Here is a 15,583-nt window from a genome sequence, read left to right on the forward strand (position 1 = left end):
ATCTCCTGTGTGAATGTTGGTAATGGCCCCGGGAGCGGGGCAGGTGCGCGCGAGTCGCGCGCGGCCGATCAGGGCGCGGCACGCCGCGGTTGCGGCAGTTCCGCGCCGGAAGTCTCCGGTAGGTCCGTCGTGCTGTTCGGGGCTGTCGAGCGAGTGGCGCCGAGGCGTCGCAGTCGTTCCCAGCGCCACAGGCGGCGCCCGGCCAGGCCCGCCGCCAGGGCGATCAGGATCCCGAGGAACTTGGCGCGATGGCGGGCGGCGGTCCCGAAGTTGCTGGTGCCCCAGGCGAAGATGATCGCCAGGACGATGAACACTACGACCAGCAGCCGGAAGTCCGAGCGATGCCACCAGTGGCGGCGATACACCGCCAGCAGCAGGACCAGTGTCAGATAGAACAGACCCTCTGCCATGCCGATCAGGTGGACAGGCGAGCGCACCTCCCACAGCGGGGGACCGAACAGCAAATAGCCCACCCGGACCGGGGTCAGGGCTAGTGCCTGGAGGTCATTGGACGGGATCAGGAAGGACGGGTAGGCGGCCCCGCCGCGGGCGCTGCGCTCGGCCCGCTGGTCCAGCGTCTCGGTCTGTTCCATCACATCGCCCAACTGCCCGATCGACGAGAAGCGCATCTCGTCCATCACCACGAATCCAAGGACCCCGGCCGTGCCTAGCAGCATGCCGCCCAGCAGCAGGCCCGGGCGCAAATGCCCCAGATCCGAGGCCCGCAGGAATTCCTTGATCGACCAGCCGACCAGTACGACCGCGATGCCCGCGATCGCAAACACCGCCGCGCCATGCACGACCGCCGCACCCAGCAGCACTCCGACGGCGGCCACCAGGAAACCGGTGCGCTGACTCTGAACCCAGCGCACCAGCCAGAGCACGCCCAGCAGGAAGAAGGCCGTGAACCACACCTCGCGCAGTGGCACGGCCGCATTCACGATCAGGATCGGGAACAATGCGGCGATCCAGGCCGCACGCACGGCGGCCTGGCGGTCCCAGAGCTGCTCGGCGATGCGCGCAATCAGATAGACCGTCAGCATGCCCAGGGCGATGTTCACGGCCTGGAAGGCCAGGGGGGCGCGGTCGGAACAGGCATAGATGTTGGCAATCAGCCAGCTGTGCAGGTACGAGCTGCCCATGCTGAAGTGGTCGCCGAGATTGCCGCAGCCGTTCTGGGCCCAGAACCAGGCCCGGCGCTCGAAGCTGATCGCATCGGCGCCACCCTGAGGGAGGGGAAACAGGAAGCGCTGCACCAGCGCCGCCCCGATGCGCGCCAGCAGGGCCGCCAGCAGGGGCCACAGATAGCCCTCGCGTCTGGCCCCGGTCCACAGTACGGCGACCAGCACCACCATCAGGAAGCTGGCCGACAGCAGTAGCTCCATGGTCGTGAACGGGATCGAGGTATAGCTCATGGCGAGACGGGCGCGGTATGGGCCATCGCATCCCGGAACAGGGTCTGGTAGCGCGCGGCCACGGCCTCGAGGGCGTAATGCGATTCCATGCGTGCACGGGCCTCGCCCCCCAGCGCGTGCAGGCGCTCACGGCCCTGGCCGATGGCCCGGACAATGGCGTCGGCCAGATCCTGCGGCTCGGGGCTTGCGGCGACAAAGCCGGTGGACCCGACCACGCGGGCGGCATCGCCGATATCGGTGACCACGGCCGGTCTGCCGCAGGCCATGGCCTCGCCCACGACATTGGGGAAGCCCTCGCCCCAGCGCGAGGGCAGCACCAGCAGGTCCAGGCCCGGGTAGAGGGCCTCGGGTTCGGGGGTGGGCGGCAGCAGCGTGACATGCCGGTCCATCCCGTGTTCGCGGATGGCCTGGGCCAGCGGGTTGTCATCCGCGGACACCCCGGTGCCCACCATGACGCAGTGCACGTCGACTCCACCCCGGACCAGGTGCGCCAGGGCGGCCACCAGTCCGGCATGGTTCTTCATGGGGTGGGCGCGTCCGACCATGCCCAGCAGCCAGGTGTCCGCCCCGATACCCAGTTGGGCGCGCAGCCCGGGGGTGGCGTCCGGCGCCGGATGGAAACGCGCGAGGTCAAAGCCGTTGGGCAGGACCACGCGGCGATCCGCGGCGAATCCCAGCGCCTCGTGCTGCGCGGCGGCGGTGGCGCTGTTGTAGACGATGCGGGCCGGATACCGCGACAGCCAGGCGCCGGTGCGGATCACCCAGCGGGTCCCGCGTTTCTCGTGCGCCAGGTCATGCACCGAGTGGCGCACGTTCCAGAACACCGGGCCCTGATACCCGAGGCGTCGGGTCAGCGAGGCCGCCAGGTTGCCGTGGTACATCCAGCCCATCACGCCATCGGGCTGATAGGCGGCCAGCGCGCGGCGCAGGGCGGCGATCCATCCCGTGGAGAGCGGGTTGCGCAGTCGCCCGGTATAGACCGGGATACCCTGCGCCCGGATGTCGCCGGCCATCACCCCGGGTTCCTTGAGCGCGAACACGGCGCCGGCGTCCGGTGCCGCGCGCAGCAGGTTGCCCAGCTGGCGCTCCGCGCCGCCCTGGCCGAGCCCGTTGATCACGTGCAGGATCTTCACCGTCGGCTCTCCTGCAACTCGCTGATCACATGCAGGTGCTTGCCGCTGGGCGACGGCGGGATCGCGTTCACGCGATCGATATCCAGGCGTGTGCCCGCGCCGAGTTGTTCGCGGATCTCGGGCTCCAGGCGCGCCTGCAGACGCCGTTCTCGCTCGCCTTGCGGGGCACGATCGATGGGGATCAGGCGCAGGCGGATATGATCTTCCGCGTGCTGGACCCACTGGTACTGTCCGATCCAGTCTTCCGGGTACAGCAACTGGCGCAGCCACCCGCCGAATACCACGGCACCGCTGGTGCCGCGGATATGGTCGGTCACGCGTCCCCATACCCCCTCCAGCAGCGGCCATTCCCGCCCGCAGTCGCAGGCCTCGCCGGACCAGCTGGCCAGGTCGCCGATCGCATAGCGCAGCAGGGGCATGCTGTAGTTCGTCAGCGAGGTGACCACGACCCGCCCGGGGGTGCCGGGTGGCGTCGGACGGCCGTCGTCGTCGAGGATCTCCAGGTACTGGGTCAGCGGGTTCACGTGCAGCCCGCGGTGGTGCTCGCATTCGCAGGCGATGTCACCCACCTCGCGCGAGCCGTAGCGGTTGAACACGGGGGCATCGAAGGCCTTCTCGATGGTCTCGCGCATGTCGGGAAAGAGCGTTCCGGCCGAACTCAGCACACTGCCGATACCCGGCACACGGACTCCCCGGCGCAGGGCATGCCGGGCGAGTTCGTGGCCACTCTCCGCGTAGATCTGCAACTGACTGGGCGGCGCGGCGCGCAACTGCTCGAGGTGCGCATCCATCGTCTCCGGGTCCATGCGGTAGGCGTTCAGCAGGGTGCGATTCTTCAGCCGTTCGGCGAGGCGGCGGGTGCCCCGGGGTGCGGTGAGGTCGCGCGAAGCCGCCCACAGCACGGCCTTGGGCTGACCCGGGCGGTAGCCGGTCCAGCCGTCGAACAGGGCCTTGGTGGCGCGGCCCCAGCGGCGATAGGCGGTGTCCTGGTAGAACGTGGCCGGCTCGCCGGTGGATCCCCCCGAGGTGTTGCGCCGCAGCCCGGGTCGAGGTCGCTGTGCGCACAGGCGCTCGCCCTCGCGACGGATGGTGTCCTTGTCGAGGATGGGCAGCGACAGCAGGGTGGCCAGCGGATCGGCGGCGATGGTGTCCGCATCGGGCAGGATTTCGCGGTAGTACGGCACATCGTCGCGTGCGTGTACCAGCAGGCGCGCGAGCCGCTCGGCCTGCAGGCGCTGCAGGGCGGGCAGGGGGAGCCGCTCCGCCCGGCGCAGCGCGGCATATTCGCGCGGGCCGGAGAGCCAGGGGAGGAGGGCACCAAAGGCCAGGGACATGACGCTTGTGCCTCAGGCGCTGGCGGTGCGCATCGAGCGCAGGCTGGAGCGCGCCCGACGGGCCAGCTCGAGCAGCGGCCCCAGACGCGAATACTGGATCGTGCGTCGCGACTCGCGCGAGAAGCGGCAGGGCTGGCAGTGACCACAGGGCTGGCCGAGGATCGGCGAATGACAGAACCACGACTGTTCGAGCAGCGGCAGGAAGCCTTTGGCCTCGGCGTCGTACTTCATCGCCTCCTTCGTCACCGACAGCAACGGGAAGCGGTAGTACTGGAACAGCTCCCAGGCGAAGTCGTCCTCGCGGAAGCGGAAGTCCCCGTACTGCGGGTTGCGGAAAAGACGTTCCTGCAACTCGGTGCCGGCCTCGTGGCCGGTGAGCGACAGTTCCAGGTCGCGCAGGCCTTCCTGTTCGCACAGGCGGGCGAGCCAGTCGTACTGGGTACCCACATGCACCTCGCTCGCCAGGCGCTGGTAGAGCTCGGTGATGTTCGGGTCCTCGAGGATGTCGCTGCGCAGATAGACACGAACCGGCGCCACGCGCCCGCGGGCCTCCGCCCGCGCCTCGATGCCCGCACGGATGTTGGCCATGGCCCGCAGCTCGTACACATAGGATTTCCGGCGCGGGTCCAGCACGTAGATCGGCTGTACCTTGCGGTTGCGATAAAGCGCCAGGTCAAGCAGGCGGTAGCTGGAGTCCCAGCCACCGGTCCACAGCAGTTTGATGGTGTGCATGTCGTTCTCCTGATGGCAGTGGCGGATCAGCGCGGATAGCCACGCGGGACCGAGGGCAGCAAGGGTCCGAAGCAGGACTCGTTGCGCGACCAGGCCACCTGCTCCGCATTCCACTCGAGGATGACGGGCTCGCCGCTGGCCTGAATGCAGACGTCCCAGCCAATGAAGCGCAGATAGGGGATGCGGCGATGGGCGTTCAGGCACAGCTCGCGTACCGCGCCGAAGTTGGGGATCCGGCAGTCCTTTACGTCCACGCCGCTGTCGGGGTGGACCGAGCCGATGCTGACGCAGACCGGGTCGCGCAGATGGCCGTCCAGCCAGCCCTCGCCATCGACACCGACGAAGTAGCCACCGGTGGAGACGTTGTCGGTGCGCTGCCCCTCGCGGCCCAGGCGGAGGAAATGGTTCAGGATGCGCAGTTCCCCGGATTCCGGATCGAGGAAGGTCAGAACCCGCAGCGTATTGACCGAGCTGGCGTTGATCCGCGCGATATCCGGATGCTGCTCGATCAGGGGCTGCACGATGCAGTTTCCGGGGACCTTGCCGAGCTCTTCGGCCACCTGCTCGGTGGTCGTGAAAGTCACGCCGAGGCCCTGGCGTCCCTCGTCGGGCTTGATCACATAGGTCTTGCCGGCCTCGAGCCGGGAGAGGGCGGTTTCCAGCGGCTCCGGCGTCCCCTGGGCATCCAGGTACTGGCCACCCACGCGCACGAAGACCGGAGGCACGACGCTGTCCGGGAACAGGCGCGAATCCATGGTCTTGAGTCCGCTCAGGCGGCGGATGTCCTGCCGGTTCCAGAGCGGGTTCAGGTGTTCGGTGTAGTAATCGTCGCCGATCCACCCCTCGACGAACTCGCGCCGCACCTCGGTGTAGGCGGCCAGCCATGGCCACCAGGACTCGCTCCCGTAGGTATCGGTCGCATAGCGCTTGATCCGCTGCAGGACCGGGCGCGTGACCGCGGATTCGCCGTGGGCGCGGATGAGTTTCTCGCGCCACTGGATGGCAATCTTGCGCGACTTTTGCAGATGGCGCAGATGGACCGCGCGCGCAATGGTGCGGGCGATGCGGCCGCTGTTCTTGATCTGCAGCGGCTGGGATTGAACGTGCGTCACGGGCAACTCCTCGTGTGGTGTCGACACGGCGGGTTCAGCCATGGGTGCCGGAGGCCGCAGGGCCGGGGACGGACTGGACCTGGGGGGCATCGGCCTCGGTGTGAGTGACCAGCTCGTCGAAGCGGCCAACGGAGGCGAACGATCCCCGTTCCAGGTGGGCGACCTGATCGCAGGCGCGCACGGTACTCAGGCGGTGCGCGATCAGGATGATGGTCTTGCTGCGTGACAGGGACTCGATCGCCTCCATCACGGCGCGCTCGGTTGCGGTGTCCAGGGCACTGGTGGCCTCGTCGAACACCAGGACGTCGGGGTCGTGGTAGAGGGCGCGGGCGATCCCGATGCGCTGGCGCTGGCCCCCGGACAGGCGCACACCACGCTCGCCCACCATCGTGGCGTACTGCTCCGGCATGTCCTGAACGATGAAGTCATGCACCTGTGCCATGCGCGCGCAGCGCTCGACACGATCGTGGTCGATCTGCGCGGCGGGAATCCCCAGTGCGATGTTTTCGGCCACGGTCGAGTCGGTCAGGAAGATGTCCTGGGGGACGTAGCCCAGGGACTGTTGCCAGGCGCGCAGGTTGGCATCGGTGACCGGCTGGCCATCCACCAGTATGGCGCCCTCGGTCGGGCGCAACAGACCCAGCAGAACGTCGACCAGCGTGGTCTTGCCGGAGCCGGTGGTCCCGATGATCCCGACCGATGTGCCGACCGGGATCTCCAGGTTGATGGCCTGCAGCGCGGGACGGTGTCCGCCTGGATAGGTGAACTCGATGCCCTCGAGCGCGATGATCTTCTGCGGGACCAGCGGCTGGGGGGCCTGGCGATGCAGTTCCGCCAGGGCCTCGCGTTCGCGCAGGTCCTCGGTCACGCTCTCCACGGCGGCGGCGCCGAAGCGAAGCTTCGCAAGGCCCGCGTAGATGTGCTGCGCGGCGGGCAGCAGGCGGTAGCCGGCAAAGGCGTACAGCCCGAGGATCGGCAGGATCTCGCCCAGCGCATCCGTACCGGTGCCGCCCTGGGTATGCAGCAGGATCAGGGTGAGCCCGATGATGCCGCCGAAGCCGATCGCCTCGATCAGAAATTTGGGTACCTGAGAGATGGTCTGGTTGGTCGCCTGGTGCCGGGCCTGGCGCTTGGAGGGGGCATCGAAGCGCGACAGGTACGCATGCTCGCGACCCAGCAGCTTGATGTCCTTGATGCCGCCGAGGGCCTCGCCGGCGGCGGTGAAGCGTTCCTTGTTGGCGAGCGAGCGATCACGGCCGATGCTCCCGAGCAGGCCGCGCACGAACACGAAGATCGTGCCATATACCCCGCCAATTACGACCGCGACCCCCAGCGCGAGCCACGGATCGACAAAGATCAGCAGTGCCACGATGGCGATGGTTACGACCAGGTAGGCGATCATCGTGATCCCGGGACGGAAGACATTCAGCACCAGCTGGTCGACCTCGGACAGGATGCTCTTCGCCATGTCGCCGCTATGACGGTTCAGGAAGAACGCATACGGCTGGCGCAGGTAGGTCTCCAGCAGGCGCTTGCCGAGGCTGTGGCGGCGCATCTCGATGAAGCGGTTCATCGCGTAGTGCGTGAGCGTGCGAAATACCGCCGAGAACAGGATCAGCGCGAAGGCCGCCGCACCCAGGGCAAAGATGAACTGATCCACCGAGTTGAAGCCGAGCCCCGTGTAGAGCTGGTTCAGTACCGGGTTGGTGTTGACCAGCTCCGGGTTACCCAGCACGGACAGGAACGGCATGATCGATGCGACCCCGGCGGTCTCCAGTACCGCCATGATCATCATCATCCCCAGCACGAGCGCACCCCGGCGCTTCTCCGCCGGGGTGAGCAACTGCAGCGTTTTGCGGTAGACCCCCATCAGGCGGCCGCCCGGTAATACCCCAGATACCAATCGACGAAGCGGGCGACGCCCTCCTCGACCGATGTGGTCGGTTCGTAGCCGGTGTCGGTGCGCAGCGCCTCGACGTCGGCGTAGGTGTCCGGCACATCCCCCGGCTGCAGCGGCAGCAGGTTCTTCTCCGCCTTGCAGCCCAGGCAGTCTTCCAGCACCTCGATGTAGTGCATCAACTCCACCGGACGATGGGCCCCGATGTTGTACAGCCGGTAGGGCGCTGCACTCGTCGCCGAGTCGGGCTCGGCGCCGGTCCAGTCGAGGTTGGGCTGGGCCGGACGGTCCAGCGTGCGAATCACGCCCTCGACGATGTCGTCGATGTAGGTGAAGTCGCGCCGATGGTGGCCATAGTTGAAGACGTCGATCGGCTCGCCCGCCAGGATCTTCTTCGTGAACAGGAACAGCGCCATGTCCGGGCGGCCCCAGGGGCCGTAGACGGTAAAGAAGCGCAGGCCCGTCACCGGGAGCTGGTACAGGTGCGCATAGGTATGCGCCATCAGCTCGTTGGCCTTCTTGCTCGCGGCGTAGAGGGAGAGCGGATGGTCGACGTTGTCGTGCACCGAGAACGGCATCGTGGTGTTGGCGCCGTAGACGGAGCTGGAGCTGGCGTAGACCAGGTGCTCCACACCAAAGTGCCGGCAGCCCTCCAGGATGTTGCCGAAGCCGACCAGGTTGGTGTCGACATAGGCCGCCGGGTTCTCCAGCGAGTAGCGCACCCCGGCCTGGGCCGCCAGGTTCACCACCCGCTCCGGGCGATGCTCGCGAAACACCCGCTCCATCTCGGCGCGGTCGGCGATGTCTTCGTGTTCGAACACGAAGCGCTGGCGGGACGCCGGCAAGGCGCGGATGCGGTCCAGTCGGGCCCGCTTCAGGCTCGGGTCGTAGTAGTCGTTCATGTCGTCGACACCGATCACGGTGTCGCCACGCTCCAGCAGGCGCAGGGCCAGATGGGAGCCGATAAAACCTGCCGCGCCGGTGATCAAGACTTTCATGTCGCCTCTTCCTTGTCGGATGGATGGGACTGACGTGTCCGGACGTTTCGCTTGCCCAGGGGCGTTGTGACGAGGGTCCGGGTCACTCGTTCATGGGGTGAACGCGATGGATTCAAGCATCGGCCGGAATGGCCCCGCAACGCCGGTTCCGGGAAACGTGAGGTCGATCCGTCGAAGCTGTGACTCGCCCCGTAAGTTTCGGATCGCGGCATTGCCCGCAGGGGGTTGGCTGCCGATATTTTGCGCCAGTTCGACGACGATCCGGCCTATTCGTGACATGGTCGGCCCGCTTGAGGCGGACCCGGTGGGGCTCGCCAGGATGAATCGCAAGGTGACGACGCGGCCGTGGGCGCCAGGGGCGCTGCGGCCATGCGCAAAAGAGGAAGATCCATGAACGTGATCCCCCCCGTACGCTGGGTCCTGTTGCTGAGCCTGCTGGTGATATTGGGTGGGTGTGCCTGGGCCCCTGGCGGGCACATTGCCGAACGCACCTCCAGTGCCCCGGTCGAGGACCTGGTCGATATCGAGCCCATAACCTTTGGCCTGATCCGGGCCCAGGAGACCCGCTCGGTACCGCCAGACTTGCGCCGTGTAAGCGACGAGATGGCACAGGACGTCGATGAATACGATTACCGCATCGGTCGCGGCGACGTGCTGGCGGTCATCGTGTACGAACACCCCGAGCTGACCATTCCGGCCGGCAGCGAGCGGTCCGCTGTGGAATCGGGGAATACCGTGCACCCCGACGGGACCATCTTTTATCCCTATATCGGGCGCGTCGAAGTCGAGGGGTACACCGTGTCGCAGGTGCGTGACCGGATCGCGCGCGATCTCGCGACCTTCGTGAACGAGCCCCAGGTCGAGGTGCGCGTGGCGGCCTTCAACTCGCAGAAGGTCCAGGTGACAGGCTCGGTACGCGAACCCGGCGTGCAGCCAGTGACCAATGTGCCGCTGACCGTGCTCGATGCGATCCACCACGCGGGCGGGCTGTCCGACGATGCCAACTGGCACGAGGTGATCCTGACACGGGAAGGCGAAGAGGTCGTGATCTCGCTCTACGACATGTTGCGCTACGGCGACATGTCGCAGAACCGGCTCCTGCGCGATGGCGACGTGCTGCACGTCCCGGATACTGCCGGCCAGCAGATCTACGTGATGGGCGAAGTGGGCGACCCGCAACGGCTGCCCCTGGGCCGCGGTCAGCTCACGCTGATGGATGCGCTCAGCCAGGCCGGAGGGTTTAACGAGACTCGGGCGGACGCCAGCGGCATCTTCGTGATCCGCCGTGCACCACCGGACAGCGACAAGCTCGCGACCGTCTACCAGCTGGATGCGCGCAATTCCGCAGCGCTGATGCTGGGGGCCGAGTTCGAGCTGGAGCCGCTGGACATCGTGTATGTGACGACGACGTCGCTGGGCCGCTGGAACCGCGTGATCAGTCAGCTGCTGCCCACGGTCAGCGCGGTTTACCAATCCTCCCGTACCACGCGCGACGTGCGCCGCCTGTCGGATGACTTCTAGCCATGTTTAACCGGATTCTGGTCGTTTGTACCGGCAATATCTGCCGCAGTCCCGTGGGCGAGGCACTGCTGCGCGAGCGCCTGCCTGATCGCTCCGTGGAATCCGCGGGCCTTGGGGCTGTGGTCGGGGAGGGCGTCCACCCCGAGGCGCGGCGTCTGGCCGAGGCCGATGGTCTGGATGTCTCGGCACACAAGGCCCGGCAGATCGAGGCGGACTGGCTGCATCACGCCGATCTGGTGCTGGTCATGAGCGAGGGCCAGCGCCAGGCCGTCGGCGGGCGCCACCCCGAGGTGCTCGGCAAGACGATGCGATTTGGCCACTGGCTGGAAGGTGGCCGTGGCCGAGACATCCCCGATCCCTATGGCAAGAGCCCCGAGGTCTTCGTGCAGGCTCATGCCCTACTTGTGGAGGCTGCCGATGCCTGGGCACGGCGGCTGAACCGATGATCTCCGACACAGGTAAATCCCGATGACAAAGAACCATTCCCCCGGGGTGCCGGAAGGCGAACTGGATATTGGCCGACTGCTTGGCCAGTTGCTGGACCACAAGTGGCTGATCATTTTTATCACGGCGCTGTTTGCTATTGCGGGCGCGGTATACGCGACGCTGTCCACCCCGATCTACCGGGCGGATGCGCTGGTGCAGGTGGAGGACATGGGACGCTTCAGCAGCCCGTTGTCCAGTGTGCGCGAGATGCTGGGGCAGGAGCCGCGCGTCGAGGCCGAGCTGCAGATCCTGCGTTCACGCATGGTCCTCGGCCGCACGGTCGATCAGGAGGCGCTGGATCTGGTGGTACGCCCGCACCGTATGCCGGTGGTGGGCGATTACCTCGTTCGCCGGGGCGTGGAGCGCCCCGCCTTTGCTCAGTCCAGTGTCTGGGCGGGCGAATCGATCAACGTGGGCGAGTTCCAGGTGGCCCGAGCCTACGAGGGGCGCACCTTTACGCTGGAGGTTCTGGATGACGATCGTTATCGCCTGATCAACGGGGATCATGAACTGGGCGAGGGGCGTATTGGCGAGGACGTGGAGTTCTTTGAGGGTGATGTACGCCTGCGTGTGGCCGAAATGGATGCGGGGCCGGGGGCGCGTTTTGATATCCAGCGGCGCTCGCGCCTGGCGGCGATCAACAGCTTGCGTGGTCAGTTCGAGGCGGGGCAGCAGGGCCGCGAGAGTGGCGTGTTCAGCCTGACCCTGACCGATCCGGACCCGCAGCAAGCCCAGCGCATCCTGAACACCATCAGCCAGATCTATCTGACCCAGAACGTCCAGCGCAAGGCCGCCGAAGCCGAGAAGAGCCTCGAATTCCTGGAGGAGAAGGTGCCGGATGTGCGCGATCAGCTGCAAACGGCCGAGGATGCGCTGAACGAGTACCGCACAGAGCGCGACAGCGTGGACCTCTCGCAGGAGACCCGTGCCGTGCTGGACCGCCTGGTCAACCTGGAACGTCAGCTCAACGAGCTGGAGTTCGAGGAGGCCGAGATCTCCCGGCGGTACACGCCCAGCCATCCGACCTATGCGGCCCTGATCGACAAGCGCCAGAAGCTGCAGGAGGAGCGCAACCGGCTGAACCAGGAGGTCAGCGCGCTGCCGGAGACCCAGCAGCAGATCCTGCGTCTCAACCGGGATGTGGAGGTCAACCAGGACATCTACGTGCAGCTGCTCAATCGCATGCAGGAGATGGATATTGCCCGCGCCAGTACGGTGGGCAACGTCCGTATCCTGGACGATGCCCAGGCGGGGCTGTCCCCGGTCGAACCGCAGCGCAACATGATCGTGATGCTGTCCACGGTATTTGGCGGTGGCCTGGCGATTGCGCTGGTGCTGGTGCGCGGGATGTTCAACCGCGGGGTGGAATCACAGGAGGAGATCGAGGGGATCGACCTCCCGGTGTATGCCAGCGTGCCGCGTTCCAGGGCGCAGGAGAATCTGCTGCGCCGGGTGAAACGGCGCCACCAGTCGCGGGGGCATGACGTTCCAGGGGATGTACTGGCCTCGATCGACCCGGCCGACGACGCCATCGAGGCCCTGCGTGGCCTGCGCAGCAGCCTGCATTTCGCGATGCTGGAGGCCGAGGACAACCGGCTGGTGATTACCGGTCCGAGCCCGGATGTGGGCAAGAGTTTTGTTTCGGTTAACCTGGCGACCGTTTGTGCGCAGGCGGGACAGCGCGTGCTGATCATTGACGCCGACCTGCGCAAGGGGCATGTCCACCACGCCTTCGGTCAGCGCAGCGACGGGGGACTCTCGGAGTTTCTGGCGGGCCAGGAATCCCTGGAAGGGGTGCTGCGCCGCACGGATATCCAGGGGCTGGACTACATCGCCCGTGGCAGCGCGCCGCCGAACCCGTCGGAGTTGCTGATGAGCGACCGTTTCAGCCGCATGCTGGAGCAGCTCAGCCGCGACTACGATCTGGTGCTGATCGACACGCCGCCGATCCTGGCGGTGACCGATGCCGCCGTGGTCGCACGCCAGTGCTCGACCACCTTGATGGTGGTGCGCTTCCAGCTGAACCCGCTGCGCGAGATCGAGTCGGCACGGCGCCGTCTCGATGCGGCGGGAGTCGACGTGCGTGGCTGTATCCTGAACTCGATCGAGTACAAGGCCTCGACCAGCTACGGCTACGGTTATTATCACTACTCCTACAAGTAGCGGATCGCGGGGCCGCGAAGCGGCGGCCCCGATGGATTACCCCGTGGCCCCGGCGATTGCCGGGGTTTTTTGTTTGTCGAACATCGCCCACCGGGGAATGCGGCGCGGATCGCGAGCCTTGGGTGTTCGTGGTCGCGATGGCCGCAGGCGCGGCGGAGCTAGTACAGCGAACGTGGTGGTGCCGGTTGCCGGTTGCCGGTCCGGTTTGGGGCAGGCAACGCCGTGCCCCCGGGCACGGCGTTGCGGCTCCCTTGTGCAGAATGACTGCACGGCCGTCACCACGGCTTGTTCGCACGCAAACGCGAGTCGAGCGCAGACTCGCGATTCAATTAGCGCCTCGCCTGGCAGGAGACCGAACAGGCGGGTGTGACTGAGGGTCGTCGGACGATCAGAACACACGCGTCTGCCTGCGGAGGGTGGTGGGGCGCCGAGGCGAGAGAGCGTAACGAATAAGTCGCCATCGACAGTCCTGGTGTTCCCTGGAAGGAGCGGCTGGTGCCGGGCTGCCCTGTCATGGATTCGCGACCAGCGCGTATGCGCCGGTGTGCCGGGATTTTCCCGACTGCGTCGGAGGTGGCAAGGGGGAGGGAAGCCTGGGGCGCGAGTGCGAACGCGAACGCACACGCGCCTGACTCGGCGTCTTGTCAACCGGAGGGAAGGGTGTCCGGGACGCGATGCCCCGGACACCGGGGGATTAACGCCAGGTGGCGTCGGGCTCGTCCCAGTAGCGGCCGACCTGACGTTCTTCGGTGATGTCGAACAGCTGATGACGCCGGTTCAGGCGGGCACCACCGTCGCGGGTCAGCGGCTGCCAGGCGATGTTGGCCCGGTTGCGGCTGGAGGTGGAGAAGAAGGAGTCGTAGGGGACCGACAGGTACAGGCCCTTGTCGAAGCTGCCTTCGCCGAAATCGTCACCGGCGTCGGTGAAGGTCGACCAGGCGCCGACCCGCACGCCATTGGCGAACTCGCGCGAGAAGTCGAGGGTGGTCCCGAGGTCGCCGGCCAGATAGCGGCCCACGCTTACCCGTGCATGGATGTCCTGTACACCGGTGTCGATGTAAGTGGTCACATGCCCGGTCACCTGCTCGTAGTCCCGCAGGCCGAACTGCTGGTTGAACTCGCGCTGACGTACCCAGTTGGCATCCACGCCGATGGCCCAGCGGCTGTTGAACGGGCGGTACAAGACCTCGGCACCGACACCTGCGTACATTGTTTCAAGAATGCCGCCATAGCCCATCGCATACCAGTTCTTGCCCAGGCGCTTGGTATGGGTGGCCTGCAGGTTGGTGATGCCGACGCTGGTCTCGGCGAGGTAGTCGCCAATGTGCGTGCGCACGCGAGGAAGGTCGGAATCGGCGATGTATTCGTAGTTCTCGAGGTTGTCCGCCAGGGTCGTCGATAGCATCGACGAGATCCAGGTGCCCTGGGCGAGGTGATAGCTGGCGTCAAGATAGGCGGACAGCCGGTACAGATAGCCGTCGGGGCCACCAAAGTTCTGTTCCAGCGAAGGACCCGCGCCCCACTCGAAGCGCCGGGGTTCGGCCTCGTAGAGGACCTCGCCACGATCATGGTTGGTCGTGGGTTCGATATCGCGCACCCGCACACTGTGCCGGTAGTCGGTCTCGTGATCCGCGGAGGCCAGGGCGCGGCCGAAGGCCTCGCGATCATGCAGGCTCTCACGCAGATCGAGGCCCAGTGTCTGCCAGCGGTACTGGAAGGTGTGGATGCCGGCATCGGCCTGTGCCTCGAGCAGACGGTTGGCCCGCCCTTCGGACTGCTTCAGGTTGCGGTAGCGAGCCGGTTCGCCCGTGACCTCGATGGTGTCGCCGACCTGGCGGATCTCGGTCACGTAGATCCCGGCATTGGTGTTGAGGTCCGTGGCCACCGCATCCCAGTCGCGGCGCTCTACATGGGCGGGGTCTACCGGAGGCGGGTCGTCGGCCTTGGGCTGCGAGAGCCGTGCCAGGTTGGTCGTGAAATGCAGGCCCACCATCGCGGTATTGCCGCGCTGCCAGCCGGTATGCAGTTCGATGCTGTTGGTCAGTTTCAGGCGCGCCCCGAAATTGAAGCGGGAATCCTGTTCCTGGGCGTTGTCCTGCGGCTCGTGCTGATAGGTGTTGCCCTCGTACTCGACCTGCAGCAGCAGGCGGTCCCAGGGCGTCTGGTACTCGACCCCACCGAACAGGGCCGCCGGGCCACGAAACATCTGGTGCGTCGCGATTTCGCCGCCCTGACCGCCGCCGGCGGAACGTGGCCGTTCGTCAAAACTGTCGTCAATCCAGCCAAGCGGCGATTCGATATCGCCATGGTTGCCGAGATAACCCCAGCCCAGCCCCAGGGAAAAGTCGAAGTTGTTCCAGCGCTTGCTGGCAACCAGATACTCGCCCCCGAACAGGGTAGTGCCGCCCAGGTCCTGGAACCCGACGGCCACTTCCGGGATATAGCGGCTCTCCTCGACCAGACGGAGTTTGATGTCCGCGCCTTTGTCGATGTTGTAACGGTCGTCATCGCCGGCGGCCAGGTAGGGCCGGTTCTCGACCTGTACATAGCGAAAGCCGAGCTCCATCCAGTCGAGCGGCTGTACGAAGACGCTCCAGCGGCGGTAGGGGTAGGTGCGATTCCAGCCCGCGGCGAAGTGACCGGCATCACCGGTGCGGGCCGTGGGGGTCTGCATCAGACCAATACCGCCGGTATCCCGCTGGCCCTGGCCGAGTCCGAACTCCTCGGCCTGTGCCGTGGGCAGGCCCAGGCCGAGGAGCACGGCGACCACCAGGCTGCGGCGGCGCATGCGC

The 15,583-nt window shown here is 66.6% G+C and carries 11 protein-coding genes; 3 read left to right on the top strand and 8 right to left on the bottom strand.

The features are described 5' to 3' along the window. Positions 1-68 precede the first annotated feature (68 nt). Genes TK90_RS03075 through TK90_RS03105 form a run of 7 tightly spaced genes read right to left on the bottom strand, consistent with a single transcriptional unit; the run spans position 69 to position 8,621 of the window. The gene (locus TK90_RS03075) at positions 69-1,415 is read right to left on the bottom strand and encodes a glycosyltransferase family 39 protein (RefSeq protein ID WP_012982025.1); all 1,347 of its coding nucleotides are present in this window, start codon (positions 1,413-1,415) and stop codon (positions 69-71) included. Then, positions 1,412-2,548 carry a glycosyltransferase gene (locus tag TK90_RS03080; RefSeq protein WP_012982026.1) on the bottom strand — a complete coding sequence of 379 codons (1,137 nt, stop codon included), beginning with the start codon at positions 2,546-2,548 and terminating at the stop codon, positions 1,412-1,414. Before TK90_RS03080 ends, TK90_RS03075 begins: the two co-directional genes overlap by 4 nt. Beyond that, positions 2,545-3,882: a phenylacetate--CoA ligase family protein gene (locus TK90_RS03085; RefSeq protein WP_012982027.1), complete on the bottom strand. Its 1,338-nt coding sequence runs from the start codon at positions 3,880-3,882 to the stop codon at positions 2,545-2,547. Before TK90_RS03085 ends, TK90_RS03080 begins: the two co-directional genes overlap by 4 nt. A 12-nt stretch (positions 3,883-3,894) precedes the next feature. After that, entirely contained in the window at positions 3,895-4,614 is a 720-nt protein-coding gene (locus TK90_RS03090) for a hypothetical protein (RefSeq protein WP_012982028.1), read from the bottom strand. A gap of 26 nt (positions 4,615-4,640) precedes the next feature. Next, on the bottom strand, positions 4,641-5,726 hold the full coding sequence (locus TK90_RS03095; RefSeq protein ID WP_012982029.1) for a sugar-transfer associated ATP-grasp domain-containing protein: 1,086 nt from the start codon (positions 5,724-5,726) through the stop codon (positions 4,641-4,643). Between the two features lie 34 nt (positions 5,727-5,760). Next, positions 5,761-7,596, bottom strand: coding sequence for an ABC transporter ATP-binding protein (locus TK90_RS03100; RefSeq protein ID WP_012982030.1), 1,836 nt, complete (start codon positions 7,594-7,596; stop codon positions 5,761-5,763). Continuing rightward, positions 7,596-8,621: an NAD-dependent epimerase gene (locus tag TK90_RS03105; RefSeq protein WP_012982031.1), complete on the bottom strand. Its 1,026-nt coding sequence runs from the start codon at positions 8,619-8,621 to the stop codon at positions 7,596-7,598. Before TK90_RS03105 ends, TK90_RS03100 begins: the two co-directional genes overlap by 1 nt. Positions 8,622-9,011: 390 nt before the next feature. On the opposite strand from TK90_RS03105, the gene TK90_RS03110 reads away from it, so the two are divergent. From TK90_RS03110 to TK90_RS03120, 3 genes are read left to right on the top strand one after another with little or no spacing between them, the layout of a single operon-like run. Further along, complete coding sequence (locus TK90_RS03110; RefSeq protein ID WP_012982032.1) at positions 9,012-10,142, top strand: polysaccharide export protein; 1,131 nt, start codon at positions 9,012-9,014, stop codon at positions 10,140-10,142. A gap of 2 nt (positions 10,143-10,144) precedes the next feature. Beyond that, positions 10,145-10,588, top strand: a complete 444-nt coding sequence (locus TK90_RS03115; protein ID WP_012982033.1) for a low molecular weight protein-tyrosine-phosphatase — start codon at positions 10,145-10,147, stop codon at positions 10,586-10,588. A gap of 22 nt (positions 10,589-10,610) precedes the next feature. Continuing rightward, the gene (locus TK90_RS03120; RefSeq protein ID WP_012982034.1) at positions 10,611-12,791 is read left to right on the top strand and encodes a polysaccharide biosynthesis tyrosine autokinase; all 2,181 of its coding nucleotides are present in this window, start codon (positions 10,611-10,613) and stop codon (positions 12,789-12,791) included. 694 nt (positions 12,792-13,485) lie between these two features. On the opposite strand, the gene TK90_RS03125 is transcribed toward TK90_RS03120, so the two are convergent. Then, complete coding sequence (locus tag TK90_RS03125) at positions 13,486-15,579, bottom strand: YjbH domain-containing protein (protein WP_041444179.1); 2,094 nt, start codon at positions 15,577-15,579, stop codon at positions 13,486-13,488. Positions 15,580-15,583: the final 4 nt, after the last annotated feature.

This window comes from Thioalkalivibrio sp. K90mix (assembly GCF_000025545.1).
Taxonomy (GTDB): domain Bacteria; phylum Pseudomonadota; class Gammaproteobacteria; order Ectothiorhodospirales; family Ectothiorhodospiraceae; genus Thioalkalivibrio.

Coding starts and splice junctions, on each gene's coding strand:
- TK90_RS03085 (WP_012982027.1), bottom strand. CDS start 3,882: ATGTCCCTGGCCTTTGGTGCCCTCCTCCCCTGGCTCTCCGGCCCGCGC.
- TK90_RS03100 (WP_012982030.1), bottom strand. CDS start 7,596: ATGGGGGTCTACCGCAAAACGCTGCAGTTGCTCACCCCGGCGGAGAAG.
- TK90_RS03075 (WP_012982025.1), bottom strand. CDS start 1,415: ATGAGCTATACCTCGATCCCGTTCACGACCATGGAGCTACTGCTGTCG.
- TK90_RS03110 (WP_012982032.1), top strand. CDS start 9,012: ATGAACGTGATCCCCCCCGTACGCTGGGTCCTGTTGCTGAGCCTGCTG.
- TK90_RS03125 (WP_041444179.1), bottom strand. CDS start 15,579: ATGCGCCGCCGCAGCCTGGTGGTCGCCGTGCTCCTCGGCCTGGGCCTG.
- TK90_RS03105 (WP_012982031.1), bottom strand. CDS start 8,621: ATGAAAGTCTTGATCACCGGCGCGGCAGGTTTTATCGGCTCCCATCTG.
- TK90_RS03090 (WP_012982028.1), bottom strand. CDS start 4,614: ATGCACACCATCAAACTGCTGTGGACCGGTGGCTGGGACTCCAGCTAC.
- TK90_RS03115 (WP_012982033.1), top strand. CDS start 10,145: ATGTTTAACCGGATTCTGGTCGTTTGTACCGGCAATATCTGCCGCAGT.
- TK90_RS03120 (WP_012982034.1), top strand. CDS start 10,611: ATGACAAAGAACCATTCCCCCGGGGTGCCGGAAGGCGAACTGGATATT.